This window comes from Bradyrhizobium sp. ERR14 (assembly GCF_014198235.1).
Taxonomy (GTDB): domain Bacteria; phylum Pseudomonadota; class Alphaproteobacteria; order Rhizobiales; family Xanthobacteraceae; genus Bradyrhizobium.
Genome location: NZ_JACIHD010000002.1, coordinates 441250 through 465552, shown reverse-complemented (window position 1 = coordinate 465552; position 24303 = coordinate 441250). Strand labels below are relative to the sequence as shown.

Below are 24303 nucleotides of genomic sequence, written 5' to 3'. Positions count from 1 at the left end.
AAATGTCCAGGGAGTAAGACATGCAGCGAACCAAAGCCCCCTTCCGCGCCGACGAGGTCGGCAGCCTCCTGCGTCCGGCCAAGATCAAGGAAGCCCGTAGCCGGCTCGAGAAGGGCGAGATCTCGGCCGACGATCTGCGCAAGATCGAGGACATGGAGATCGAGAAGGTCGTGCACAAGCAGGCCTCGATCGGGCTCAAGCTCGCGACCGACGGCGAGTTCCGCCGCTCCTGGTGGCATTTCGACTTCCTCGCCAAGCTCACCGGCTGCGAGCTGTTTCATCCTGACACCGGCATCCAGTTCGCAGGCGTGCAGACCCGGCACGACGCGGTGCGGGTGATCGACAAGCTCGACTTTCCCGACGACCACCCGATGCTGGACCACTTCCGCTTCCTGAAGAAGGTCGCCGACCAGGCCCACGTGGCCGCCAAGATGACGATACCTTCGCCGGCGGTGCTGCACTTCCGCGGCGGCCGCAAGTCGATTTCCAAGGACGTCTATCCCGATCTCGAAGCCTTCTACGAAGACCTCGGCAAGACCTACCGGAAAGCCGTCAAGGCGTTCTACGACGCCGGCTGCCGCTATCTCCAGTTCGACGACACCGTGTGGGCCTATCTCTGCTCGCAGGATGAACTGCAGAAGGCGCGCGAGCGCGGCGACAATCCGGACGGTCTCCAGCAGATCTATGCCCGCATCATCAACTACGCGCTGGCCGAGAAGCCCGCGGACATGGTGGTGACGACGCATGTCTGCCGCGGCAATTTCCGTTCGACCTGGATTTCTTCGGGCGGCTATGAGCCGGTTGCCGAGACCATGCTCGCCGGCACAAATTACGACGGCTATTTCCTCGAATATGACAGCGACCGCGCCGGCGGCTTCGAGCCGCTGCGCTTCCTGCCCAAGGGCAACAAGGTCGTCGTGGTCGGCGTCATCACCTCGAAGTTCGGCGAGCTCGAGAAGAAGGACGATATCAAGCGCCGTCTGGAAGAAGCCGCCAAGTTCGCCCCGCTGGAGCAGCTCGCGCTGTCGCCGCAATGCGGCTTTGCCTCGACGGAAGAGGGCAACGTCCTCTCCGAGGAAGAGCAGTGGGCGAAGCTGAGCCTTGCTGTCGAGATCGCGAAGGAAGTGTGGGGCTAGTAAGCGTCACAGAACTCCGCTGTCATTCCCCGCGAAGGCGAGGAATCCAGTACGTCGCGGCTTCTCCGTATCACGTCGGCGTCTCCGGAATACTGGATCGCCCGGTCAAGCCGGGCGATGACACCTGAGTGTAGGGCCAATAGCGCGGCGCTCCTGACCTGCGGGCGCGCAAGCCCACCCTCACTTCTCCGCCAGACCTCGCCCGGCAGCATCGACCACGCACCTGCTTATTCGTCGTGGCCGACTCCGCCTCCCCCCGCACCCGCGTCATCATCTCTGCTCAACCTTCAGACTTGGCGCCGCGCATGGCGCGCGAGCGGCGAGTCGCGCCTCGGTTGTCGAACGCAACTTGGCCGGCGCGATCGCATCGGCAAGTGGATGGGGACTGCGGCGCAACGGCATGGATCCCCTATTTCCTGAGTGGGCAGAATTTGCTAGGAGGCAGATCCCAATCATTCTGCCCACCGCGTCCCACCCATGAAAAACGACGAAATCCTGAGCCAGATCACGGAGTTCTGCCGCAAGGCGGACATGGCGGAATCGACGTTCGGCCGGCGCGCGGTGAACGATGGGAAGCTGGTGCATCGCCTGCGCGAGGGCAAGCGCATCACCATCGATACGCTGGACCGGATCCAGGCCTATATGGCGGCGTCCATGGCCGGCGGCGTGCCGCCGCCGCGCGGGCTTCAGGTGCCGCCCGAAAAGCGCGATCCGCGCGGCAATTTCCGCTTCTTCGAGAACCGCCAGAAATACCTGCTGTTCGTCCACACCTGCAGCGAAAAACGGGTGATCGCCGACAGGGTCGCGCTGGAGCTTTCCTCCATCCATCCGCGCCCGCCGGCCCTGCGCGTGTTCGACGCCGGCGTCGGCGACGGCACGGTGCTGGCGCGGGTGCTGCGCGCGACGCACCAGCGCTACCCGCACATGCCGTTCTACGTCGCCGGCAAGGAGCTCAGCCTGGAGGACCTGCGCCTGACGCTGGAGAAGGTGCCGGATCGCATTTTCGAGCATCCGGCGTCGGTGTTCGTCTTCACCAACATGTTCTATTCGGAGGCGCCCTGGCTCACGCCGGCATCGCCTGCGGCGGCGGCGGCGACCGTCTGGCACGAGGTCCCGCTGCGGGGCGCCTCATCGGGCGAGTTCGAGCAGCAGATCGCGGAGCTGAGGCCGTTCCTCGAGCAGAACTGGCGTGCCGCGATCAGCCCACGCACCGCCATGCCGCTGTACGAGCGGCCGGTCGTCCTGGTGCTCTATCGCGAGGACCACAGGTTCTTGCTGGATTCGACCATTCCGCGGCCGGGCCAGACCGAAGCCAATTTCGACCTCGTCATCGCATCCCAGCCCTACCGCGCCCTGTCCTCGGTCAACTTCCGGGCCAAGCGGATCATCGCGCCCCTGGCGCGGGCGCTTCGGCCGGGCGGCCGTCTGATCGGAATCCACTCCCATGGCCAGGATCCGGGCATGGAAATGATCCAGGCGATCTGGCCCGGAGAAAATCCTTTCGCTGTGACCCGTCATGAGCTATTGCGCGCCGTTAAGTACGAACTTGGTTCGTTGGGCCGCGACTTAAATTTTAATGCATATGCGGATAACCGCTCGATCTTCAGGTATGATATGGAAGCGCTGCCCAACGAGGTAACCGGGACCATCGGAACCTCGACGGCCTTTGCAGCGTGGAATGCGGCGGTGTATGTCGCTCAGATTGAGGACGACCGGTTGACAGAAATGACTCAAAACGGCCGCACTCTGGATGCCGCCAGGGACGTGCTGCGGAAGTACAATGGGCTCTGGTTTCTCGACGAATCCTACGTCATCTCGCGCCGGCGTGATTGACATCATCCACAGGTAAACATCGCAAACGCCCGCCGGTTTAGCGGCGGAACAAGGGGTTACTGATGCGCGCGTCCTATCTCTTCACCAGCGAGTCCGTGTCCGAGGGCCATCCGGACAAGGTGTGCGACCGGATCTCCGACGAGATCGTCGATCTGTTCTACCGCGAAGGGCCGAAGGCCGGCATCGACCCCTGGCAGATCCGCGCCGCCTGCGAAACGCTCGCGACCACCAACAAGGTGGTGATCGCCGGTGAGACCCGCGGTCCGAAGTCGGTGACCAACGAGCAGATCGAGGGCGTCGTCCGCGGCGCGATCAAGGACATCGGCTACGAGCAGGAAGGCTTCCACTGGAAGACCTGCGACATCGAGATCCTCTTGCATCCGCAGTCGGCCGACATCGCCCAGGGCGTCGATGCGCTGCAGCCGGGCGAAGTCAAGGAAGAGGGCGCGGGCGACCAGGGCATCATGTTCGGTTACGCCACCAACGAGACGCCCGATCTGATGCCGGCGCCGATCTTCTACGCCCACAAGATCCTGCGCCTGATCTCCGAAGCCCGTCACTCCGGCAAGGAGAAGGTGCTCGGTCCGGACTCCAAGAGCCAGGTCACCGTGCAGTACGAGAACGGCAAGCCGGTCGGCGTGCGCGAGATCGTGGTCTCGCATCAGCACCTGGTCGAGGACATCTCGTCCAAGCAGATCCGCGACATCGTCGAGCCCTATGTGCGCGAGGCGCTGCCGAAGGACTGGATCACGCCGAAGACGATCTGGCACATCAACCCGACCGGCAAGTTCTACATCGGCGGTCCGGACGGTGACTCCGGCCTGACCGGCCGCAAGATCATCGTCGACACCTATGGTGGCGCGGCCCCGCATGGCGGCGGCGCGTTCTCAGGCAAGGATCCGACCAAGGTCGACCGCTCGGCGGCCTATGCTGCGCGCTACGTCGCCAAGAACATCGTTGCCGCCGGCCTTGCCGACCGCTGCACGCTGCAGCTCGCTTACGCGATCGGCGTGGCCCGTCCGCTGTCGATCTACATCGACACCCACGGCACCGGTAAGGTGTCGGAGGAGCAGCTCGAGAAGGCGGCGGCGCAGGCGATGGATCTGACGCCCCGCGGCATCCGCAGCCATCTCGACCTCAACCGCCCGATCTACGCGCGCACCTCGGCCTACGGCCATTTCGGCCGCACGCCTGACAACGAGGGCGGTTTCTCCTGGGAGAAGACCGATCTCGTCGAGCAGCTCAAGCGCGCGCTCTGATTCACTTGCGTCATTCCGGGGCGCCGCAACAGCGGCGAGCCCGGAATCTCGAAATGCTTGATTCCGGGTTCGCTTGTTTCGCGAGCGGGTCCGGAATGACGAGCCAAACAAACAGGAACCTCCAATGAACGCGAAGCCCGGCTTCACCGATTACATCGTCAAGGACATTTCGCTCGCCGATTTCGGCCGCAAGGAGCTCTCGCTCGCCGAGACCGAGATGCCCGGCCTGATGGCCACCCGCGAAGAGTACGGCCCGAAGCAGCCGCTGAAGGGCGCCCGCATCGCCGGCTCCTTGCACATGACGATCCAGACCGGCGTGCTGATCGAGACGCTGGCAGCCCTCGGCGCCGACATTCGCTGGGTCTCCTGCAACATCTATTCGACGCAGGACCACGCTGCCGCCGCGATCGCGGCCGCCGGTATCCCCGTCTTCGCCGTCAAGGGCGAGACGCTGACCGAGTACTGGGACTACACCGCAAAACTGTTCGACTGGCACGGCGGCGGTCACCCGAACATGATCCTCGATGACGGCGGCGACGCCACCATGTACGTCCATCTCGGTCTGCGCGCCGAGAACGGCGATGCTGCGTTCCTGGACAAGCCGGGTTCGGAAGAAGAGGAAGTCTTCTTCGCGCTGCTGAAGAAGCAGCTCAAGGAAAAGCCCAAGGGCTACTTCGCCGAGATCGCCAAGAGCATCAAGGGCGTGTCCGAAGAGACCACCACGGGCGTGCATCGCCTCTATGACATGCAGAAGGCCGGCACGCTGCTGTGGCCCGCCATCAACGTCAACGACAGCGTCACCAAGTCGAAGTTCGACAATCTCTATGGCTGCCGTGAATCGCTGGTCGACGGCATCCGCCGCGGCACCGACGTGATGATGTCGGGCAAGGTCGCGATGGTCGCCGGCTTCGGCGACGTCGGCAAGGGTTCGGCGGCCTCGCTGCGTCAGGCCGGTTGCCGCGTCATGGTGTCGGAAATCGATCCGATCTGCGCGCTGCAGGCCGCGATGGAAGGCTACGAAGTCGTGACCATGGAAGACGCCGCGCCCCGCGCCGACATCTTCGTCACCGCGACCGGCAACAAGGACATCATCACCATCGAGCACATGCGCGCGATGAAGGATCGCGCCATCGTCTGCAACATCGGTCACTTCGATAACGAGATCCAGATCGCGGGTCTGCGTAACCTGAAGTGGACCAATATCAAGCCGCAGGTCGACGAGATCGAATTCCCCGACAAGCATCGCATCATCATGCTGTCGGAAGGCCGCCTCGTGAACCTCGGCAACGCGATGGGCCATCCGTCCTTCGTGATGTCGGCCTCCTTCACCAACCAGACGCTGGCGCAGATCGAGCTGTTCGCCAACAACAAGGACGGCAAGTACAAGAAGGAAGTCTACGTGCTGCCGAAGTCGCTCGACGAGAAGGTCGCGCGCCTGCACCTCGCCAAGATCGGCGTCAAGCTCACCGAGCTGCGCAAGGACCAGGCCGACTACATCGGCGTCAAGCAGGAAGGTCCGTACAAGTCGGACCACTACCGCTACTGATCCGCACGCAGTTGCGACACAAAGGCCCCGGCGTGATCCGGGGCCTTTTTTTGTTGGGCCTTCCTGTGGTACGCTTTCAGGTAGAGCCGAAACAAGCCTGCCACTTCCGGAGCGGGCGGCCGCTTTTTCCTACGTTCATTGTCAAAATGCATATGGAGGGAATGCGATGTCCAGCGAAGCCAACGTTCAGCTTCTGAAGGAAGCCTATCGCGAGTGGAGCGAGAGTAAGGGCAAGAACGTCGACTATTGGTTCGACCATGTCATTGGCCCGCAAATCAAATTCGATTCGATTCCGCAGGGAGCTGCGGCAGTGCCTTTTGCCAAGCGTTATGACGATCGCAATGCGCTGCGCAGCTATTTCGACGGCCTGCTGGCCGACTGGAGCATGCAGTACTATACGATGAACGAATTCGTCGCGCAGGGCGACACCGTCTTCGCGCGCGGCGAATGCGCGTGGACGAACAAGAAGACCAACAAGGTCGCGAAGACACCGAAGGTCGATTACTGGCGCTTCAAGGACGGCAAGGTGGTCGAATTCCACGAGTATTTCGACACCGCCACAGTGTACGGCGCCACCGTCCCGTGATGTTGCAATTCGGCGCGGCGCTGCCCATGCTATGACGAGGGAGAACGCCATGACCGAAGCCAAAGAACATTTCGACGTCCTCATCGTCGGTGCCGGGCTGTCCGGCATCGGCGCGGGTTATCACTTGCAGACCAAGTGCCCCACCAAGAGCTACGTCATCCTGGAGGGGCGCGACTGCATCGGCGGCACCTGGGACCTGTTCCGCTACCCCGGCATCCGCTCCGACAGCGACATGTTCACGCTCGGCTATTCGTTCAAGCCGTGGACCGATCCGAAGGCGATCGCCGACGGGGCGCAGATCCTGAACTATGTGCGCGAGACCGCGGCCGAGAACGGCATCGAGAAGCACATCCGCTTCCGCCATCGCGTCAAGCGGGCTTCTTGGTCGACGCCGGACGCGCGCTGGACCATCGAGGCCGAGCGCATCACGGGCGAGGGCGCGACGGAGCTGGCGCGCTTCACCTGCAATTTTCTCTTCATGTGCTCGGGCTATTACAAATACGAGGCGGGCTACACGCCGGAGTTCAAGGGCGCCGCTGATTTCGCCGGCCGCATCGTGCATCCGCAAAAATGGACCGAGGACATCGACTACGAGGGCAAGCGCGTCGTGGTGATCGGCTCGGGCGCGACCGCGGTGACGCTGGTGCCGGAGCTCGCCAAGAAGGCGGCACTGGTCACCATGCTGCAGCGCTCGCCGACCTATGTGGTGTCGCGCCCGGCGCAGGATCCCGTCGCCAACAAGATCCGTCGAAATCTGCCGACGCGGCTTGCCTATCATGTCATCCGCTGGCGCAACGTGATGTGGGGGATGTTCTTCTTCCAGCTTAGCCGGCGCCGGCCTGCGAAGGTCAAGGAGCTCGTCCTCAAGGGCGTGCAGATGGCGCTCGGTCCGGACTACGACGTCGCCACCCATTTCACGCCGCGCTACAATCCCTGGGACCAGCGGCTCTGCCTGGTGCCCGATGGCGACCTGTTCAAGGCGATCCGCGAGCAGCGCGTCGCCGTCGTAACGAGCGAGATCGACACGTTCACGCGCGAGGGTATTCGCCTGAAGGATGGCAGCGAACTTGCGGCCGACATCATCGTGACGGCGACCGGGCTGGTGCTTCAGGTCGTCGGCGGTCTCGACGTCAGTGTCGACGGCCGTGCCGTCGATTTCGCCAATACGCTGACCTACAAGGGCATGATGTATGCGGACGTGCCCAACATGGCCTCGGCCTTCGGCTACACCAATGCGTCCTGGACGCTGAAATGCGACCTCACCTGCGAATATGTCTGCCGGCTCATCAACTACATGGACCGGCACAATTTCCGCCAGTGCGTGCCGCATAATGACGACCCTGAGATCACCGCGCAGCCGTCGCTGGACTTCACCTCGGGCTATGTGCAGCGCTCGGTGGCCAAGATGCCGAAGCAGGGCTCCAAGCAGCCGTGGCGGCTGTACCAGAACTACGCGCTCGACATCGTCTCCTTGCGCTTCGGCCGGATCGACGACGGCGTGATGCGATATTCCTGATCGCGCCGCCGCCGGTCGTTACGCCTTGCGCCTGGCAAGCGCCATTGCAAGGTCGACCGCGAGCGCCAGCACCACCGCGCCGCCGCCGAGTGCGAACAGCACCTGATAATCGCCGCCGGTCTGCGCGTAGATCCAGGAGAAGCCGTAAGCGGCCGCGGCCTGGAACAGTGCAAAGCTGGTAGTGGCATGGCTCCAGGTCGCGCGCTGCTGCTCGGCAGAGTACGGAACGAGTTCATGGATGCGCCCGAGCACCAGCGGCACGATGCCGGGCGTGAAGCCGCCGATCACGATGCTCGATACGATCAGCGAAAGAGGCGCGGTGCTGACGGTCGGCAGCAGCACGGCGGCCGCCTCGATCAGAAAGGCCGCCCGCAGCGCCGGACCGAACCCGGCGCGGTCACCGAGATGGCCGGTGACGAGCGGACCGACGATGGCGCCGAGGCCGTACAGCACCCAATAGCGCGATCCGGCGGCAATGCCCTGGCCGAGGCCGCGCGCCACGAAATCGACGATGAAGACCATGTGCGGCACCAATGCCACCGCGTTGAGGCCGTACTGGATCATCAGCGCGCGGGCGATGGGCGAGGTTTGGTGCTTGGTTTGAGAAGGCGCAGTGTCGCTGTTCGCTTCGGCAGGCCAGTTCCACCAGCTTGCGAGGGTGAGCAGGGCGGAGAGCACGCCGAGCCCATACCAGCTCTGCTGCAAGCCCTGTTGCAGCAGCAGCGGCACCAGCGTGCCCGATGCGGCGACGCCGAGGCCGACGCCGGCGAAGATCACGCCGCCGACGATGCCGCGCCTTGCGGCCGAGGTGTGCGGCAGAATGACGGAGGCCGCCAGCACCATGATGATTCCGCCCGTGAGGCCGGAGAGGAAGCGCCAGGCGAAGAACCAGGTGAACGACACCGGCGATGAGCTGGCGAAGAAGGAGAGAGTCGCAAGCAGCATCATCGCCCGCAGCGCGCGAACCGCGCCGATCCGACTGGCGGCACGCCGTGCGGTGAGCGCGCCGGCGAGATAACCGGCGAGGTTCGCAGCACCGAGATAGACGACTTCCGATGCGCTGAACCAGTTTGCAGCGATCAGGGCGGGGATCAGCGGCGTGTAGGAAAAGCGGGCGAGGCCAAGTCCGACGAGTGAGGCGGACAATCCCGCCACCGCATATCGCCAGGTCTGTTGCGAAGAACGTTGCTTTGACGAAGCCTCTCGTGAAGCCGATGCCGCCGTCGGATGCGGCTGAGCCTCGACGAGTGGTTTCAGATCTGCGCTGGTCATGTCATCCTCCTGCGCACACGATCGCGCGCGGATCATCCTGTCTGGGCGGCGCGACGGCGCCGGAACTCCGGCACGGGCAGGCCGCCCCAGCCCCAATTGTCGGTGTCGACTTCCTCGATCACGACGAATGTCGAATCGAGCGGCTTGCCGAGCACGTCGAGCAGCAGCTGGCTCGATCCCTTGATCAGCGCGGCCTTCTCCTCCGCGGTGAGCGACGGCGCCCCCGGCGTCGTTCCTTCGCGGGTCACTTGGATGGTGACGATGGGCATCGTGGCTCTCCTCTCACGCTCAGTGGCCGGCGCTCTGGCCGCCGTCGACATGCAGGATCTCGCCGGTGACGAAGGAGGCGCCCTCGAGATAAAGGACGGCTTCGACGATGTCGGACATCTCGCCCATGTGACCGACCGGGTGGAGCGCGTTGAGCTGGGCATGCGTCGCGACCGGATGCATCGGCGACTTGATGATCCCCGGCGAGACCGCGTTTACGCGAATGCCGCGCTTGGCGTATTCGATCGCAAGCGACTTGGTCGCGGCGTTCAGGCCGCCCTTGCTCAGCGAGGCCAGCACCGAGGGAACGTTCGAATTGGCCTGATCGGTCAGCGTGGTCGTGATCTGAACGACATGGCCCGAACCCTGCTTCTCCATCTCGGCGATGGCGAGCTGCGTGATGTGGAAGAAGCCCGCGACGTTGGTGCCCATCACCGCCGCGTAATCCTCGGCCGTGTACTGCGTGAACGGCTTTGCGACGAAGATGCCGGCATTGTTGACCAGCGTGTCGACGCGTCCGAAGCGGGCGACGGCCTGCGAAACCACACGCTCGGCGGTGCTCCGCTCGGCGATGTCGCCCGCCACGGCGAGGACGTCGTCGTCACCCGACGGCTTAATGGAGCGTGCGGTTGCGACGACGCGGTAGTTGCGATTGCGAAAACCCTGGACCAGGGCGGCGCCGATGCCCTGCGAAGCACCGGTGATGATAGCGACTTTCTGCTCGATACCCATGACGGGCTCCTGTTGTTGGCCTTGAGAACCTGCGTCAGCACTCGGCTGGCTTGGGTCCTGAGGTACGCTGTGGCAGCCCGGCCGCGAATGCCCGCCGTCCGTCAGACACTCTTTCGCGGCGCGTACGAATGCCGGGTCGGCGCCTGGCGACGGTTGTCGCCGCGGAGGGGAACGCCTAGCCTGCGGCCGGAATCCAAGGGGGCGACGGGAAGGCATGGATCGTCTGGATGCGATGAAAGTTTTCGTCCTTGCGGTGGACGAGGGCAGCCTGGCTGCCGCCGGCCGCAAGCTCGGCCGCTCGCCGGCGGCGGTGAGCCGCGCCATCGCCTTTCTCGAGGAACGGGTCGGCGCGGAGCTGCTGCACCGGACGACGCGCTCGATCAAGCTCAGCGAGGAAGGCGAGCGCTATGTCGCGATCTGCCGTCGCGTGCTCACCGAGTTGGAGGAGGCCGACGACATCGCGGCCGGACCGCGGTCGGCGCCGCGCGGCCTGCTCACGATCACCGCTCCCGTGGTGTCGGGCGAGATAGTGTTGCGGCCGATTCTGGATGCATTTCTCGACGCCTGTCCAACGGTGTCGGCCAAGCTGTTGCTGTTCGATCGCGCGGTCAATCTGATCGAGGAGGGCATCGACATCGCGCTTCGCATCGGCCCTCTCGCGGACTCGGCAATGGTGGCGATGCGGGTCGGCGAGATCAGCCGCGTGGTCGTCGCGGCCCCGCGCTATCTGAAGCAGCATCCCCGCATCACCGAGCCCGGCGATCTTGCCAAGCATCAGATCGTGGCGATGGCCCATCTGCCCAATTCCTGGACCTTCGCGCCGCAGGCCGGTGGGTCGGTGCCGCGTACGGTGCAGTTCACGCCGCGTCTTATCGTCAACAGCACCTACGCGGCCGTAGCCTCCGCCGTTGCCGGCCGCGGCGTCGCGCGGATGTATTCGTACCAGGTGGCCGAGCAGGTTGCGCGCGGCGAGCTCGAGATCGTGCTGGCCGGCGAGAAGGATCCGGAGATGCCGGCGCACCTGATCTGCCCGCAGGGTCGGCTCTCCGTGCCGAAGGTGCGGGCCTTTACCGATTTTGCCGTGCCGCGGCTGAAGAAGCACTTTGCGCAGCTGAAGAAGAGCGTGAGTGCGCACTGAGTTACCGCGCGCCCGGCAATGCGTCGTTTTACGTATTCGGCCGCGAGGAGGAATCGGCGACGCTGCCCCGAACGGTTAACGCCGGATTAACCGCGGACTCCTAGCCTGTCTCGGCCGGGGTTACTCGCAAGGCCGAGGTGAGCCTAATGGAAGCCCAGAAGATCGCGGTCGATGCCGTTGTCGCGCTGACCGATTGCGACCGCAGCGCTGTCGTAGCCTTTATCCGCCAGCTCTATCTCGCCGGGGTGACCGACCCCAAACGCCTGACCTTCAAGGGTCTGCAGGCACTGTCGCGGGCGTAGCCGGCTGGTTTCGGCGGGCCATCCCTGCGCTCTCGCCAGTGTGACCGCAGCGCAGCGGTGAATATATTGCCGCTCGGCCCGGCTCAAGGTAGATGACGTCCTCAGCTAAGTCTCTGGGGAACGGGGATATGCTGAAACAGCTTTTTGCACCGCAACTTGTCATCCTTTATGTGCTTGCGGCCTCGACGATTTACGTTCACTTCCGCGGCAAGCAGCGATTGCGCTTTGCGCGCCAGCTCGGCGATCACTCGACCTATCTCGCGCCCTACAATGTGCTGATGTATGCGGGCTCGGCGGTGCCGAACAAGCCGGTGATCCCGGTCGAGCAATTTCCCGAGTTGAAGCCGCTCAGCGAGAATTGGGAGATGATCCGCGACGAGGCGGTCCGCCTGTTCGACGAAGGATTCATCCGTGCCGCCGCGAAGAACAACGACTGGGGCTTCTACTCGTTCTTCAAGAGCGGCTGGAAGCGGTTTTACCTGAAATGGTATGACGACTTCCTGCCTTCGGCGCGCACGCTGTGTCCGAAGACGGTGGAGCTGCTCAACGCGATCCCGAGCGTGCACGGCGCGATGTTCGCGATGCTGCCGCCGGGCGGCAAGTTAGGGGCGCATCGTGATCCGTTCGCGGGCTCGCTGCGCTACCACCTCGGGCTCGTCACGCCGAACTCGAACAAGTGCCGCATCCTGGTCGACGGCGTCGAATGCGTCTGGCGTGACGGCGAGGCCTTCATGTTCGACGAGACCTTCATCCACAGCGCCGAGAATGCGACCGACGTCAACCGCATCATCCTGTTCTGCGACGTCGAGCGCCCGATGAAATTTGGCTTCATGACCGCGATCAACCGCTGGGTCAGCCATCACATCGTCAAGGCGTCGGCGACCCAGAACGTCGACGGCGAGAATGTCGGCGTGCTCAACAAGGTGTTCGGCAAGCTCTACGAGATCCACCTCGCCAGCCGCAAGGTCAAGGCGTGGAATCGCAACGTCTATTATGCGCTGAAATACTCGCTGACTGCGCTGATCCTCGGCCTGATCGTGTTGTCCGCGCTGCGCTAAGTACGAATGCGTAGGGTGGATCAGCGAAGCGAAATCCACCATTCGGCATATCGGCGATTGACGATTCCCGTGTGGCACGACGCGTTGGCGGATTACGCTGCGCTAACCCGCCCTGCGATCCCTGCGGTGATCCCGCGCGTGTCTAGTGATGGTGTTTGTGCCCTGCGGAGCTGTCAGGGCGCTGATAGCCTCGCAGCTCTGCGTATCTTTGCATTTGGCTCTGATTGAGCAAGACCGCGGTCGACAGGTAAGTCCATATCTTGCTGGAAGGTCTCTCCCATGGCAACAAAGCTTGCCGTGATCGCGTAGCCGAAGATGGAGCAGGTGATGGCCCTCTTGCCGACCGCCGACAGCGAGACGAAGCAATTCTTCCTGGCGTGGCTGGAAACCTTCGCGGGCTACGTCCGCGAGGTCGACTACGCCTCGGCGCGGCCGCTCTTCCATCCGGACGTGCTTGCCTTCGGCACGCATAACGACGTCATCCCCGGCCTCGATCAGTGGGTCTCGACGCAATGGGACAACGTCTGGCCGAAGACGACGGACTTCCGTTTTGTGCTCGATCAGACCTCTGTCCTGGCATCCGGCGACGGCACGATGGCGACGGTGATCGCGCCATGGACAAGCACGGGATATCATCCCGATGGCAGCGCGTTTGCGCGCCCCGGCCGGGCGACGATGGTGTTCGCGGGGAACGGTGATGGCTGGCTGTGCGTGCATTCGCACATGTCGCTCAATCGCGGTGTGCCGCAGGTGAGCCACGCCAATCGGCCGGTGAAGGCCTGGTAGATCCACCCCGTCCGCCCGAAATGCAAAAGGCCCCGGACACGTCCGGGGCCTTTCGATTTCCGGATGTCGTGCGGCCTATTCAGGCTGGCCGATGCTCACCTTCAGCGTGCCGACGCCGTCGACGCCGCATTCGAGCTTGTCGCCGGGTTGGAGCTGGGAGACGCCGGCGGGGGTGCCCGTCATGATGATGTCGCCGGCGGCGAGCTTCACCTGCTGGGAGAGCTGCCAGATGATCTCGGGCACGTTCCAGATCAGCTCGGTCAGGTCGCCCTTCTGGGCTTCCTTGCCGTTGACCGTGAGCCAGATCTTGCCCTTGGCGGGATGGCCGATCTTGGAGGCCGGCTGAATCGCGGAGGACGGCGCGGAGCCGTCGAACGACTTGCCGATCTCCCAGGGACGCTCCTTCTTGCGCGAGGCGATCTGGAGGTCGCGGCGGGTGAGATCGATGCCGACGGCATAGCCATAGACGTGATCCAGCGCCTTGTCGGCAGGAATGTTCAGGCCGCCGCTCTTCATCGCGACGATCAGCTCGACTTCGTGATGCAAATCCTTGGTCAGCGGCGGATAGGGAATGGTGGCGCCATCAGGCACCAGCATGTCGGCGTGCTTGGCGAAGAAGAACGGCGGGGCGCGCTCGTCATTGCCCATCTCGCGGATGTGCTCGAGATAGTTGCGGCCGACGCACCAGATGCGGCGCACTGGATAGCGGCCGCTTTCGCCGACGACGGGAAGTGAAGCCTGGGGCGGAAGCGGGATGACGTAGGAGGCGGCGTTCATGCGGGTCTCGCTGCTCTTGAGGTGAAGTGGAACTCTATGCGGTTGCGCTGATCGGCGCCAGAGCGCCGGCATCGTAGTGTTGCAGGCGGAAGAACGAGGCATAGCGGCCGCCGCGGCGGAGCAGCTCGTCATGCCGGCCCTGCTCGACGATCTCGCCGCCCTCGATCACCAGGATCGCGTCGGCATGCATGATGGTGTGCAGGCGATGCGCGATCACGATGGTGGTGCGGTTCTGGCAGAGATGCTCGATCGCCTCCTGCACCTGCCGCTCGGATTCGGAATCGAGCGCAGCAGTGGCTTCGTCCAACAGGATGATCGGTGCATTCTTGATCAGCGCGCGCGCCACGGCGATGCGCTGGCGCTGGCCGCCTGAAAGCTGCGTGCCGTGCTCGCCGACCGGTGTGTCGTAGCCAAGCGGGAAGCCCATGATGAAATCATGCGCGCAAGCCGCTTTCGCCGCCTCGGTGATCTCGTCCTCGCTCGCGCCTGGCCGGCCGAAGGCGATGTTGTTGCGGATGGTATCGCGGAACAGATAGACGTCCTGCCCGACATAGGCGGTCTGCGCCCGCAGCGACTTGCGAGAGACTGCGCCGATCGACTGGCCGTCGATCACGATGTCGCCTTGCGTCACTTCATAGAAGCGGAGCAGCAGCGCCAGCACGGTCGACTTGCCGCCGCCGGAGGGGCCGACCAGCGCGGTGACCTTGCCGGGCTCGGCGGTAAAGCTCATCCGGTTGAGCACAGTCTCATTGGCGCGATAGGAGAAGCTGACGTCGCGCAGCTCGATCCGGGCGTCGGAGAGCTTCAGCGCCGGCTTGTCGTCGTCGGAGTGCTCGCTCGCCGGGCTGTCGACCACTTCGAGCAGCATGCGCGCGCCGACGAGCTGGCTGTTCAAATCGATGTTGAGCCGCGCCAGCCGCTTGGCCGGCTCGGTCGCCATCAGGAACGCGGTCATGAAGGAGAAGAACGCGCCGGGCGTGGCATTGAGCGCGACCACGCTGTAGCCGCCATAGAGCAGGCAGCCGGCGACCGCGAAGCCGCCGAGCATTTCCATCAGCGGGTTGGAGCGGTTGGCGACGCGCGCCATCTTGTTGGCGTTGCGCTCGACGATGGCGATGTTCTCGTCGATGCGGCTCTGCATGGTGTCTTCAAGCGTGAAAGCCTTCACCGTGCGGATGCCTTGCAGCGATTCCTGCATGGTCTCCATGATGTCGGCGGTGCCGGTGAACTGGTTGTAGGCGAGGCCCTTGATCCGCTTGACCAGCTTGCGCAGCACCAGCATCGCCGGCGGCACCACGACGAGGCCGATGAACGACATCACCGGATCCTGCCACACCATCACGCCGATCATGGCGAGCAGCATCAACAGGTCGCGCCCGACAGCGTTGACCAGCATGTTGAGCACGTCGGTGATCGACTTGGCGCCGGCCGTCAGCCGCGCCAAAAACTCGGACGAATGCCGCTCGGAGAAGAAGCCGACGCTTTCGCGCATCAGTTTTGCGAACAGCTGGCGCTGGTTGGTGGCGAGGATGGCGTTGCTGATCTTGGTCAGGATCACCATGTGGCCGTAGGTCGCCACGCCCTTGATGAAGAGCAGGATCACCGTGATCCCGGAAAACATCGCGATGCCCGGGATGTTCTTGTCGACATAGGCCTGGTTGATGACCTGGCCAAGCACATAGGTCGCGCCTGCCGTTGCGCCCGCGGCGACCGCCATCAGCGCGAAGGCTACGAGGTAGCGCCGCCAATAGACGACCCCCTGTTCCGTGACCAGGCGGCGAATCAGGACCGCTGCCGCATAGGGATCGTCGGTGATTTTCTTTGGAAACTGGGCCATCCGGTGTCCATTGACGGCGCAGGACAAAGCCTGCCCGCACGTCAGGGATCGAAGGGCCTCTGTGCCCGCTCAAGCGGGGTTTTTCAAGCCCAATTAAGGGCTTGCGCTCAGATGGAATCTAGGCCGAGGCGGCGTGGCGGAGCTCGCCATGGCGCTCATGGAACAGCTTGTCCTCCCAAGCCAAGGCGTGGGCCGCGATGGTCTCGAGGTCCTCGTATTGCGGCTTCCAGTCCAGCAGGCCGCGGATCCGGCTGGTGTCGGCGACCATGGTCATGATGTCGCCGGGCCGGCGCGGGGCGTATTGCACGGCGAAGCTGCGGCCCGACACGCGGCGCACGGCGTCGATGGTCTCCAGCACCGAATAGCCGCGGCCATAGCCGCAATTGAGCGTCGTCGAGGCGCCGCCGTTGCGCAAATAGGCCAGCGCCGAACGATGCGCCTGCGAGAGGTCCGTGACGTGGATGAAATCGCGGATGCAGCTGCCGTCGGGGGTCGGATAGTCGGTGCCGAACACGTCGATCTTGGCGCGCTGGCCGGTCGCGGCCTCGACCGCGATCTTGAGCAGATGCGTGGCGCCGACGGTGGCAAGCCCGATGCGCGCCTGCGGATCGGCGCCGGCGACGTTGAAATAGCGCAGGGTCACGTACTGCATGCCGTAGGCGGCGGCGACGTCGTGCAGCATGATCTCGGTCATCAGCTTCGACGAGCCATAGGGCGACAACGGCCGCGTCGGCGCGAGCTCGGGCACCGGCACCTGGTCCGGATTGCCGTAGACGGCGGCGGTCGAGGAGAAGATGAAGCGGCCGATGCCGCGCTTGACGGCGACATTGAGCAGGTTGCGCGCGGTCGTGAAATTGTTGCGGTAGTAGCCGAGCGGATCGCGCATCGAATCCGGCACGACGACGGAGCCCGCGAAATGGATGATGCTCTCGATGTTGTGCTGCGCGATCACGCCTTCGAGCAGGTTCTCGTCGCCGGCATCGCCGATGAACAGCGGCACGCCCTCGGGCAGATAGGCGGAGAAACCGGTCGAGAGATCGTCGATCACGACGACGTCCTCGCCGGCTTCCGCCAGCGCGAGGACCGTGTGACTTCCGATATAGCCGGCGCCGCCGGTGACTAGCACAGTCATGATCTCACCCGTCTTCGATCAACGCGCAAAGTTAGCGCTTGCGTGGTGAAGAGGGGGTATCGGCGCGGCTGAACTGGTCACTATGCTTAATGTTGCGTATAGGGACTTTGCGAAACGGAGCATGACGTGGCCAATTCCCCCGGCGATCTCGAAGTGATCGTGCCAAATCTGCACAGGCGCTATTCCGGGGTCACCGCGACCAACCGGATGGTGGCGCCGCGGCTGGCGAAACTGTACCGCGCCGCCTGGTTCGGCTCGCACGCGCCGGCTGGGATTGCGCGGCTGAGCGTTGCCGATTTCCTCAAGCTATGGCGCCGCAAGGCGCCGCTGATCTGGCATGCGCGGCGCAACAACGAGATGATCGCGGGTGTCGCGCTACGCGCGCTCGGCTGGCCGTTGAAACTCGTGTTCACCTCGGCGGCGCAGCGGCACCACAGCTGGATCACGCGCTGGCTGATCCGGCGCATGGACGCGATCATCGCGACGTCGGATCTCTCGGCCTCGTTCCTGAAAGTGCAGGCGACCGTGATCCCGCATGGCGTCGATACCGACATCTATGCGCCGCCGACCGACCGCGCTGTTGCGTTCACGGAGGCCGCGCTGCCCGGCCGTTACGCCATCGGCTGCTTTGGACGCGTGCGCGCGCAGAAGGGCACCGACGTGTTCGTCGACGCGATGTGCCGGCTGCTGCCGCGCTATCCCGATTTCACCGCCGTGATCGTTGGTCAGGTCACGGCCGAGCAGATGGCCTTTGCGAACGAGCTGAAAAAGCAGATCGAAGCGGCCGGCCTGCAGTCGCGCATCGTCATCACCGGCGAGCTGCCGATCGAAGCGGTGCAGCGCTGGTACCAGCGGCTGACGATCTACGCCTTCACCTCGCGCAACGAGGGTTTTGGACTGACGCTGATCGAGGCGATGGCGGCCGGCAGCGCGCTCGTCGCCGCACGCGCCGGCGCGGCCGAGCTGGTGGTCGAGGATGGCGTGAGCGGGTTGCTGGTCCCGGCCGGCGATGCCGATGCGCTGGCTGCGGCAGTGGAGCCGCTGATGCGCGACGTGGATGCCGCGACGGCGATGGGCGAGAGGGGCCGAGCGCGGGTGCTCGCAAAGTTCAGCCTCGATGCGGAAGCGGCCCGGATCGGCGAGGTCTATCGGCCGCTGCTCTGAGCCACGCCGCGAGGGCCGAAAGCAAAAAACGCGAAAACAACCCCATGCACAGTAGCCGGGATGAGCGGAATCAATGACTTGGCGATGGGTTCGTCCGGCTGCCGATTTAGCGGAAGTCGACTTTGTTCCCGTAATGGGAATTTTCGATTGATCCCATTTCGGGAACGTGCTATGGCAATGAACGTTATCGCAAGAAGGGCACTGAAGGTCTTCTGGGAGCGATACCCCAAGGCGCGGACCCCTTTGGGGACTTGGCATGAGATCGTGTCCAAAGGCGATTGGAGCGGTCCGGCTGACTTGAAGAAGGCGTTCGGAAACAACGTGGACTTCGTTGGCGATAACAGAGCGATCTTCGACATCGGCGGCAACAAGTATCGCCTTGTGGTTCATTTCTCCTACACATTCAAAACTGCTCTCATCAAGTTCGTCGGGACGCACAAAGAATATGACGGAATAGACGCGGAGACCGTGTGATGATGGACGTAAGGCCTCTTCGCAATGAACACGATTACGATTGGGCTATCGGCGAAGTATCTCGTTATTTCCAGGCCGAGCCGGCGCCTGGCACGCCCGATGGTGATCGCTTCGAAGTTTTGTCTTCACTCATCAAGGAATACGAAGACAATCACTTCGCGACCTCGCGCGGCGATCCAGTCGACGTTCTCCATTTCGCGATCGAGTCCATGGGACGGTCGCAGTCAGAGTTGGCGGGTCTGATTGGTCGCAACAGAGCGTCCGAGATCTTGAATCGTGTCCGTCCGCTGACGCTGGACATGATCCGCATCATCAGCAAGGAATGGAGCATTCCAATTGATGCTCTCACAGCTCCCTACGAACTGACGCGCGCGCATGCTTGATCTCATGCCCGGCTTCCGCGGGCGCCACGCTCAATTCTAAGCCGGCTTTCCAGCCTCCCCCAGCACCCGCTGCGCGATCGCCACCACCTCGCTCGCTGCGATATCGCGCATGCAGCGGTGGTCGTTCATCTTGCATACCGTGCTCTGGCAGGGCTGGCAGGACAGCACTTCCTTGTCCTGGACCACGGTCGCGGCGAGGCCGTTGAGGGGGGCCCAGAGATAGGGACTGGTCGGGCCGAAGATACCCATGGTGGGCGTGCCCAAGGCAGCTGCGATGTGCATCAGGCCGGAATCGTTGGAGATGGCGACGCCGGCCGCCGCCATGGCCAGCACGCCGTTGCGCAGATCGTTGCCGGTGAGGTCCCGCACGCCCGGGCCGCCGGCCGCGACGATCTCCTGGGCCAGCCCCTTTTCCGCGGGGCCGCCGACCACCCAGACCTCGAGGCCGCGCTCGACCAGCAGCCGGGCGGCCTCCGGATAGTAGGTCCAGCGCTTTGAGACGCCGACCGAGCCGGGGGCCAGCGCCACCGCGGCGCCGGCGCCGATCCCGTTGGCCTGCCGCCAGCGGACGATGTCCTCGGCCGGGACCCGCAATTGCGGCACCGGCCATTCCGCCGGCAGCGGGGCGCCGTCGGGCTGGGCCAGGGCGGCGTTCTTGTCGATGAAGCGCGGCAGCTTCTTCTCGCCCCAGCGCCAGCGGTTGAGCAGGCCGAACCGGAATTCGCCGACGAAGCCGACCCGTTCAGGAATGCCGGCGAGGGCGGGGGCGATGGCCGCCTTCCAGGTCCGGGGCAGCACCAGGGCCGTGCCGTAGTTCCGCTCGCGGAGGAGTTTCCCCAGGGCGAGCTGGCGGGCGACGGCGAGGCGTCCGCGCGGCAGGTCCCCGACGATCCCCTCGCGCACGCCGGGCATGTAATCGACCAGCGGGGCGCACAGGGAGGTGGTCAGAAGATCGACCGGCCGGTTCGGCCAGCGCTCCTTCAGGACCCGGACCACGGTGTGATTCCGGACGAAATCGCCGATCCACATGTAGGGAATGATCAGAATCGGGCGGGTGTCGCTCCGATCTGCATCTCCGCTAAGTGTCGAATCTTGGTTCATTCGTTAATAGGGCCGAGACGATCTGATTGTGGCGGTTCGGTAGCCGCTCCAGGCCGGCAGGTAAAGCCGGCAGACCGCTCAATCCCAAAACCGCTTACACTTTGGCGGCTCATGCGCTACGGCAGGACCGGGCCGCAAAGATCGGGCAGGGATTTCGGAATGTTGCTGGTGACCGGCGGGGCCGGTTTTATCGGGTCGAATGTCGTGGCCGCGCTCAATGACGCGGGCCGCAGCGACGTCGTGGTCTGCGATTTCCTGGGCAACGAGGGCAAGTGGCGGAACCTCGCCAAGCGCCAGCTTGTGGATATTGTCCCGCCGGCCGAGCTGATGGACTGGCTGAAGGGCCGCAAGCTCGAGGCCGTGATCCATCTCGGGGCGATTTCCGCGACCACCGCGACCGACGGCGACCTCGTGTTCGAAACCAATTTCCGCCTGTCGATGCGCCTGCTCGACTGGTGCACGGCGGGCGCGGTCCCGTTCATCTACGCCTCCTCGGCGGCAACCTATGGCGACGGTGAGACGGGATTTGACGACGACGCCTCGCTGCCGGCACTGAAGAAACTGCGGCCGATGAATCTCTACGGCTGGAGCAAGCACATGTTCGATCTCGCGGTCGCCGGGCGCGTAGCGAACGGCGATCCGCTCCCGCCGCAATGGGCGGGCCTGAAATTCTTCAACGTGTTCGGCCCCAACGAGTATCACAAGGGCTCGATGATGAGCGTGCTGGCGCGCCGCTTCGACGACGTCAAGGCCGGCCGCGTGGTGCAGCTGTTCAAGTCGCATCGCGAGGGCATCGCCGACGGCGATCAGCGCCGCGATTTCATCTATGTCGACGACGTCGTGCGCGTCGTGATGTGGCTGCTGGCGACGCCGTCGGTATCCGGCATCTTTAATGTCGGAACCGGCAAGGCGCGCAGCTTCAGGGATCTGATGTTGGCGGCCTATGCGGCGCTCGGCACCAGGCCCAACATCGAATATATCGACATGCCCGAGCAGATCCGCGGGGCCTACCAGTATTTCACCCAGAGCGAGGTCGATCGCCTGCACCGCGCCGGCTATAACGGCGGCTTCACGACGCTCGAGGATGCGGTGAAGGCCTATGTCGGGGATTACCTCGACCGGCCCGACCGCTTCCGCTGAGGCCATTTGACCATGCCGACGCCCATTCTCGATTTCGACGCCCTCGCGCAGGCCATCTCAGGCCGCACGGTGCTGTGCATCGGCGACATCATGCTGGACGAGTTCGTCTATGGCGAGGTGTCGCGGATCTCGCCGGAAGCGCCGGCGCCCGTCATCGCGGCCCAGCGCAGCGAGATCCATATCGGCGGCGCCGGCAATGTCGCGCGCAATGTCGCCTCGTTGGGCGCGCGCTGCATCTTCGTCGGCCTCGTCGGCGAGGACGATGCCGGTGCACGGCTCAAGGCGGCGCTGGACGGGCACGCCGGCATCGAAAGCGTGCTGGTGTGCGATCCCACGCGCCCGACCACGCGAAAAGTCCGCTTCGTCTCCGAGCATTTTTCCACGCACATGCTGCGCGCGGACTGGGAGCAGGCGGCGGCTGCTTCCGATGACATCGAGACGAAGCTGATCGAGGCGATCCTGCCGCAGATCGCGCGCGCCGACATCGTGCTGCTGTCGGACTACGCCAAGGGCGTGCTGACGGCGCGCGTCATCCGCCACGCCATCGATGCCGCGCGAAAGCTCGGCAAGCCCGTGATCGTCGATCCCAAGAGCCTGAACTGGGCGATCTATCGCGGCGCCACGCTGCTGACACCCAACCGCAAGGAGTTCTCCGAAGCGACCCGCAGCCGCGCCGAGACGGTGCAGAGCATCGTCGAGGCCAGCGAGGACGTGATGCGGCTCGCCGATTGCGAGGCGATCCTGGTCACCCAGGGCGAGCACGGCATGACGCTGGTGCCGCGCAATGGCGCGGCGGTTCACGTTCCGGCTTTCCCGGTGAAGGTGCGCGACGTCTCCGGCGCCGGTGACACCGTCGCCGCCGCGCTCGCGGTGTCGCTTGCTACAGGCGCGGACTGGGACACCGCGCTGCGCATGGCCAATGCCGCTGCCGCCGTCGCCGTCGGCAAGCAAGGCACCGCCAGTGTGAGCGCGGCCGAGCTGCGCCGAAAGATCCTGCCGCATGCCACTCTGGCGGCCGAGGAGAAGATCGTGCTCGAGCCGGCCGCACTCGATGCGCAACTCGCCGAATGGAAAACACAAGGCCAGCGCGTCGGCTTCACCAATGGCTGCTTCGACATCCTGCATCCCGGCCACGTCAAGGTGCTGACCGCGGCGCGCGCCGCCTGCGACCGCTTGATCGTGGGGCTCAACAGCGACGCCTCGGTGCGGCGGCTCAAGGGTGCCGAGCGGCCGGTCCAGGACGAGCGCGCGCGTGCCGAGGTGCTCGCGGCGCTCGAAGCCGTCGATCTCGTCGTCATCTTCGAGGAGGACACGCCGATCGACCTGATCACCCGGATCAAGCCTGGCGTGCTGGTGAAGGGCGGCGATTACACCCGTGAGCAGGTGGTCGGCCACGAGGTCGTCGAGGCCGCGGGCGGCACCGTCGTGCTGGTCGACATCCTGCAGGGCTTCAGCACGACGGCGCTGGTCCATCGCGCCCGGGGAGGAGGCAAGTGACGGCACTGGCACGCGAGACGACCGGCGGGATGTTGCTTCGCCGCCTGCGCAGCCCGGCGGCCTGGCGCGAGACCGTCGATATATTTGCGGTCCTGACCGCGGCCTCGCTGCCGTGGTCGACTTCGCTGGCGGGGATATTCAACGCGCTGATGCTGATTTGCATGGTGCCGTTTCTCGACGTCCGCGCGTTCCTGCAATCCTTGACGCGTCCGATCTGCGCGGCCCCGATCGCCCTGGTCCTGCTCGCGCTGGTGGGGACGCTGTGGTCGGACGCGAGCTGGGGCGCCCGCTTCTATGCGGTCAATCCGACCATCAAGCTGCTGGTGCTGCCGGTGCTGTTCTATCATTTCGAGCGCTCGCCGCGCGGGCGCTGGATCTTCATCGCCTTCCTGGCGTCCTGCGCCCTGCTGTCGGTGATGTCCTGGCTGGTCGCCTTCTACCCGAATCTCGCGCTCAAGACCGATCCGGCCGAGCGCGGCATCTTCGTCAAGAATTACATCAACCAGAGCCAGGAATTCGCGCTTTGCGCGGTCGCGCTCGCCTATCCGATCGTGATGCTGCTGCGTGAGAAGCGATACTGGTTCGCCGGGCTGCTGACGGCGCTGGCACTGAGCTTCTTCGTCAACATGACGTTCGTGGTGGTGTCACGCACAGCGCTCGTCACCGTTCCGATCATGTTCGGCGTGTTCGCGCTGCTTCATCTCAAATGGCGCAGCATCGCGCTCATCTCCGCCACATTGCTCGTCGCCGCTGTTCTCGCCTGGCAGGCCTCGCCATATTTGCGCCATACCGCCGAGAGGTTTTCCGACGACTACACGCGTTACATGGAAAAGGGCGAGCCGACCTCGGCGGGGCTGCGGCTCGAATTCTGGCGGAAGTCGCTCGGCTTCTTCGCCGAGGCGCCGATCATGGGACACGGCACCGGCTCGACGCGCGGATTGTTCGAACGCGTTGCGACGCCCGCCGGTCAGTACCAGGCGTCCGCCGAGGTGATCGGCAACCCGCATAACCAGACGCTGAACGTTGCCGTGCAATGGGGCGTGATCGGCATCGCCGTTCTCTATGCGATCTGGATATTGCATCTACGCTTGTTTCGCGGCGACGGGCTTGCCAACTGGGTCGGGCTCCTGGTGGTGGTGCAGAACGTCTTCACCTCGCTGTTCAACTCCCATCTGTTCGACTTCCACGAGGGCTGGATGTACGTCATCGGCGTCGGCGTTGCCGGCGGCATGGTGATCCGGGCGCAACAGGCCGAGGCGAAGACGGGGGAAGCCGGTTCCTGAAAGGCCGCGCGGCTGGCAAGTCCTGTCCAGATGGGCTATCAGCGCGGTCAGGTTGCATCTAACTGGGTTTTCATCGGTCGGCGG

Annotated in this window: 23 protein-coding genes; 16 read left to right on the top strand and 7 right to left on the bottom strand. The window is 64.4% G+C overall.

Going from position 1 to position 24303, the window contains the following annotated elements:
* The first annotated feature begins 20 nt into the window (after nucleotides 1-20).
* From GGD62_RS08420 to GGD62_RS08395, 6 genes are all read left to right on the top strand, one after another.
* Nucleotides 21-1136 carry a cobalamin-independent methionine synthase II family protein gene (locus GGD62_RS08420; protein WP_092261066.1) on the top strand — a complete coding sequence of 372 codons (1116 nt, stop codon included), beginning with the start codon at nucleotides 21-23 and terminating at the stop codon, nucleotides 1134-1136.
* A gap of 477 nt (nucleotides 1137-1613) precedes the next feature.
* Nucleotides 1614-2969, top strand: a complete 1356-nt coding sequence (locus GGD62_RS08415; RefSeq protein WP_183707964.1) for a hypothetical protein — start codon at nucleotides 1614-1616, stop codon at nucleotides 2967-2969.
* A 62-nt stretch (nucleotides 2970-3031) separates the two neighbouring features.
* Nucleotides 3032-4228 (top strand): methionine adenosyltransferase, encoded by a 1197-nt coding sequence (gene metK / locus GGD62_RS08410; protein WP_092261068.1) that lies wholly within the window; start codon nucleotides 3032-3034, stop codon nucleotides 4226-4228.
* Between the two features lie 124 nt (nucleotides 4229-4352).
* The gene (gene ahcY / locus GGD62_RS08405) at nucleotides 4353-5774 is read left to right on the top strand and encodes an adenosylhomocysteinase (RefSeq protein WP_092261070.1); all 1422 of its coding nucleotides are present in this window, start codon (nucleotides 4353-4355) and stop codon (nucleotides 5772-5774) included.
* 166 nt (nucleotides 5775-5940) lie between these two features.
* Nucleotides 5941-6360, top strand: a complete 420-nt coding sequence (locus tag GGD62_RS08400; protein ID WP_018317405.1) for a nuclear transport factor 2 family protein — start codon at nucleotides 5941-5943, stop codon at nucleotides 6358-6360.
* 49 nt (nucleotides 6361-6409) lie between these two features.
* Entirely contained in the window at nucleotides 6410-7876 is a 1467-nt protein-coding gene (locus tag GGD62_RS08395) for an NAD(P)/FAD-dependent oxidoreductase (protein WP_183257239.1), read from the top strand.
* Nucleotides 7877-7894: 18 nt separating this feature from the next.
* Here GGD62_RS08395 and GGD62_RS08390 read toward each other — a convergent pair whose 3' ends face one another.
* From GGD62_RS08390 to GGD62_RS08380, 3 genes are read right to left on the bottom strand one after another with little or no spacing between them, the layout of a single operon-like run.
* Nucleotides 7895-9148, bottom strand: coding sequence for a YbfB/YjiJ family MFS transporter (locus tag GGD62_RS08390; RefSeq protein ID WP_183257238.1), 1254 nt, complete (start codon nucleotides 9146-9148; stop codon nucleotides 7895-7897).
* 32 nt (nucleotides 9149-9180) lie between these two features.
* Entirely contained in the window at nucleotides 9181-9417 is a 237-nt protein-coding gene (locus GGD62_RS08385) for a 4-oxalocrotonate tautomerase family protein (protein WP_183257237.1), read from the bottom strand.
* Nucleotides 9418-9436: 19 nt separating this feature from the next.
* Nucleotides 9437-10147 (bottom strand): SDR family NAD(P)-dependent oxidoreductase, encoded by a 711-nt coding sequence (locus GGD62_RS08380; protein WP_183257236.1) that lies wholly within the window; start codon nucleotides 10145-10147, stop codon nucleotides 9437-9439.
* Between the two features lie 214 nt (nucleotides 10148-10361).
* Here GGD62_RS08380 and GGD62_RS08375 point away from each other — a divergent pair, with 214 nt between their 5' ends.
* The 4 genes from GGD62_RS08375 (at nucleotide 10362) to GGD62_RS08360 (ending at nucleotide 13431) form a co-directional block, all read left to right on the top strand.
* Nucleotides 10362-11285: a LysR family transcriptional regulator gene (locus GGD62_RS08375; protein ID WP_183707962.1), complete on the top strand. Its 924-nt coding sequence runs from the start codon at nucleotides 10362-10364 to the stop codon at nucleotides 11283-11285.
* 146 nt (nucleotides 11286-11431) lie between these two features.
* Entirely contained in the window at nucleotides 11432-11587 is a 156-nt protein-coding gene (locus tag GGD62_RS08370) for a hypothetical protein (protein WP_018317399.1), read from the top strand.
* Nucleotides 11588-11715: 128 nt separating this feature from the next.
* Nucleotides 11716-12645: an aspartyl/asparaginyl beta-hydroxylase domain-containing protein gene (locus tag GGD62_RS08365; protein ID WP_183707960.1), complete on the top strand. Its 930-nt coding sequence runs from the start codon at nucleotides 11716-11718 to the stop codon at nucleotides 12643-12645.
* Nucleotides 12646-12972: 327 nt separating this feature from the next.
* Complete coding sequence (locus tag GGD62_RS08360) at nucleotides 12973-13431, top strand: nuclear transport factor 2 family protein (RefSeq protein WP_183707958.1); 459 nt, start codon at nucleotides 12973-12975, stop codon at nucleotides 13429-13431.
* A gap of 75 nt (nucleotides 13432-13506) precedes the next feature.
* Here GGD62_RS08360 and GGD62_RS08355 read toward each other — a convergent pair whose 3' ends face one another.
* The 3 genes from GGD62_RS08355 to galE form a co-directional block, all read right to left on the bottom strand.
* Nucleotides 13507-14208, bottom strand: a complete 702-nt coding sequence (locus tag GGD62_RS08355) for a fumarylacetoacetate hydrolase family protein (protein ID WP_018317396.1) — start codon at nucleotides 14206-14208, stop codon at nucleotides 13507-13509.
* A gap of 34 nt (nucleotides 14209-14242) precedes the next feature.
* Nucleotides 14243-16045, bottom strand: a complete 1803-nt coding sequence (locus tag GGD62_RS08350; protein ID WP_018317395.1) for an ABC transporter ATP-binding protein — start codon at nucleotides 16043-16045, stop codon at nucleotides 14243-14245.
* 118 nt (nucleotides 16046-16163) lie between these two features.
* Nucleotides 16164-17177 carry a UDP-glucose 4-epimerase GalE gene (galE, locus tag GGD62_RS08345; protein ID WP_018317394.1) on the bottom strand — a complete coding sequence of 338 codons (1014 nt, stop codon included), beginning with the start codon at nucleotides 17175-17177 and terminating at the stop codon, nucleotides 16164-16166.
* Between the two features lie 126 nt (nucleotides 17178-17303).
* On the opposite strand from galE, the gene GGD62_RS08340 reads away from it, so the two are divergent.
* The 3 genes from GGD62_RS08340 (at nucleotide 17304) to GGD62_RS08330 (ending at nucleotide 19198) form a co-directional block, all read left to right on the top strand.
* Nucleotides 17304-18341 carry a glycosyltransferase family 4 protein gene (locus GGD62_RS08340; RefSeq protein ID WP_183707957.1) on the top strand — a complete coding sequence of 346 codons (1038 nt, stop codon included), beginning with the start codon at nucleotides 17304-17306 and terminating at the stop codon, nucleotides 18339-18341.
* 177 nt (nucleotides 18342-18518) lie between these two features.
* Nucleotides 18519-18815: a type II toxin-antitoxin system HigB family toxin gene (locus GGD62_RS08335; protein WP_183708240.1), complete on the top strand. Its 297-nt coding sequence runs from the start codon at nucleotides 18519-18521 to the stop codon at nucleotides 18813-18815.
* Nucleotides 18815-19198 carry a type II toxin-antitoxin system HigA family antitoxin gene (locus GGD62_RS08330; protein WP_246800014.1) on the top strand — a complete coding sequence of 128 codons (384 nt, stop codon included), beginning with the start codon at nucleotides 18815-18817 and terminating at the stop codon, nucleotides 19196-19198. The genes GGD62_RS08335 and GGD62_RS08330 overlap by 1 nt, the downstream gene beginning before the upstream one ends.
* Nucleotides 19199-19234: 36 nt before the next feature.
* On the opposite strand, the gene waaF is transcribed toward GGD62_RS08330, so the two are convergent.
* Entirely contained in the window at nucleotides 19235-20299 is a 1065-nt protein-coding gene (waaF, locus tag GGD62_RS08325; protein ID WP_183707955.1) for a lipopolysaccharide heptosyltransferase II, read from the bottom strand.
* 159 nt (nucleotides 20300-20458) lie between these two features.
* Between waaF and rfaD the strand changes: the two genes are divergently transcribed.
* Genes rfaD through GGD62_RS08310 form a run of 3 tightly spaced genes read left to right on the top strand, consistent with a single transcriptional unit; the run spans nucleotide 20459 to nucleotide 24219 of the window.
* Complete coding sequence (gene rfaD, locus GGD62_RS08320) at nucleotides 20459-21439, top strand: ADP-glyceromanno-heptose 6-epimerase (protein WP_092261087.1); 981 nt, start codon at nucleotides 20459-20461, stop codon at nucleotides 21437-21439.
* Nucleotides 21440-21451: 12 nt separating this feature from the next.
* Entirely contained in the window at nucleotides 21452-22936 is a 1485-nt protein-coding gene (rfaE1, locus tag GGD62_RS08315; protein WP_183707953.1) for a D-glycero-beta-D-manno-heptose-7-phosphate kinase, read from the top strand.
* Nucleotides 22933-24219, top strand: coding sequence for an O-antigen ligase (locus GGD62_RS08310; RefSeq protein ID WP_183707951.1), 1287 nt, complete (start codon nucleotides 22933-22935; stop codon nucleotides 24217-24219). Before rfaE1 ends, GGD62_RS08310 begins: the two co-directional genes overlap by 4 nt.
* Nucleotides 24220-24303: the final 84 nt, after the last annotated feature.

What these genes read in the sequence shown, in the direction of transcription:
- GGD62_RS08360 (WP_183707958.1), top strand. Translation starts at nt 12,973, where the DNA reads ATGGCCCTCTTGCCGACCGCCGACAGCGAGACGAAGCAATTCTTCCTG.
- GGD62_RS08415 (WP_183707964.1), top strand. Translation starts at nt 1,614, where the DNA reads ATGAAAAACGACGAAATCCTGAGCCAGATCACGGAGTTCTGCCGCAAG.
- rfaD (WP_092261087.1), top strand. Translation starts at nt 20,459, where the DNA reads ATGTTGCTGGTGACCGGCGGGGCCGGTTTTATCGGGTCGAATGTCGTG.
- galE (WP_018317394.1), bottom strand. Translation starts at nt 17,177, where the DNA reads ATGACTGTGCTAGTCACCGGCGGCGCCGGCTATATCGGAAGTCACACG.
- GGD62_RS08420 (WP_092261066.1), top strand. Translation starts at nt 21, where the DNA reads ATGCAGCGAACCAAAGCCCCCTTCCGCGCCGACGAGGTCGGCAGCCTC.
- GGD62_RS08385 (WP_183257237.1), bottom strand. Translation starts at nt 9,417, where the DNA reads ATGCCCATCGTCACCATCCAAGTGACCCGCGAAGGAACGACGCCGGGG.
- waaF (WP_183707955.1), bottom strand. Translation starts at nt 20,299, where the DNA reads ATGAACCAAGATTCGACACTTAGCGGAGATGCAGATCGGAGCGACACC.
- GGD62_RS08350 (WP_018317395.1), bottom strand. Translation starts at nt 16,045, where the DNA reads ATGGCCCAGTTTCCAAAGAAAATCACCGACGATCCCTATGCGGCAGCG.
- GGD62_RS08370 (WP_018317399.1), top strand. Translation starts at nt 11,432, where the DNA reads ATGGAAGCCCAGAAGATCGCGGTCGATGCCGTTGTCGCGCTGACCGAT.
- GGD62_RS08390 (WP_183257238.1), bottom strand. Translation starts at nt 9,148, where the DNA reads ATGACCAGCGCAGATCTGAAACCACTCGTCGAGGCTCAGCCGCATCCG.
- GGD62_RS08330 (WP_246800014.1), top strand. Translation starts at nt 18,815, where the DNA reads ATGATGGACGTAAGGCCTCTTCGCAATGAACACGATTACGATTGGGCT.
- GGD62_RS08400 (WP_018317405.1), top strand. Translation starts at nt 5,941, where the DNA reads ATGTCCAGCGAAGCCAACGTTCAGCTTCTGAAGGAAGCCTATCGCGAG.
- GGD62_RS08355 (WP_018317396.1), bottom strand. Translation starts at nt 14,208, where the DNA reads ATGAACGCCGCCTCCTACGTCATCCCGCTTCCGCCCCAGGCTTCACTT.
- metK (WP_092261068.1), top strand. Translation starts at nt 3,032, where the DNA reads ATGCGCGCGTCCTATCTCTTCACCAGCGAGTCCGTGTCCGAGGGCCAT.
- GGD62_RS08365 (WP_183707960.1), top strand. Translation starts at nt 11,716, where the DNA reads ATGCTGAAACAGCTTTTTGCACCGCAACTTGTCATCCTTTATGTGCTT.
- GGD62_RS08375 (WP_183707962.1), top strand. Translation starts at nt 10,362, where the DNA reads ATGGATCGTCTGGATGCGATGAAAGTTTTCGTCCTTGCGGTGGACGAG.
- GGD62_RS08395 (WP_183257239.1), top strand. Translation starts at nt 6,410, where the DNA reads ATGACCGAAGCCAAAGAACATTTCGACGTCCTCATCGTCGGTGCCGGG.
- rfaE1 (WP_183707953.1), top strand. Translation starts at nt 21,452, where the DNA reads ATGCCGACGCCCATTCTCGATTTCGACGCCCTCGCGCAGGCCATCTCA.
- GGD62_RS08335 (WP_183708240.1), top strand. Translation starts at nt 18,519, where the DNA reads ATGAACGTTATCGCAAGAAGGGCACTGAAGGTCTTCTGGGAGCGATAC.
- GGD62_RS08380 (WP_183257236.1), bottom strand. Translation starts at nt 10,147, where the DNA reads ATGGGTATCGAGCAGAAAGTCGCTATCATCACCGGTGCTTCGCAGGGC.
- ahcY (WP_092261070.1), top strand. Translation starts at nt 4,353, where the DNA reads ATGAACGCGAAGCCCGGCTTCACCGATTACATCGTCAAGGACATTTCG.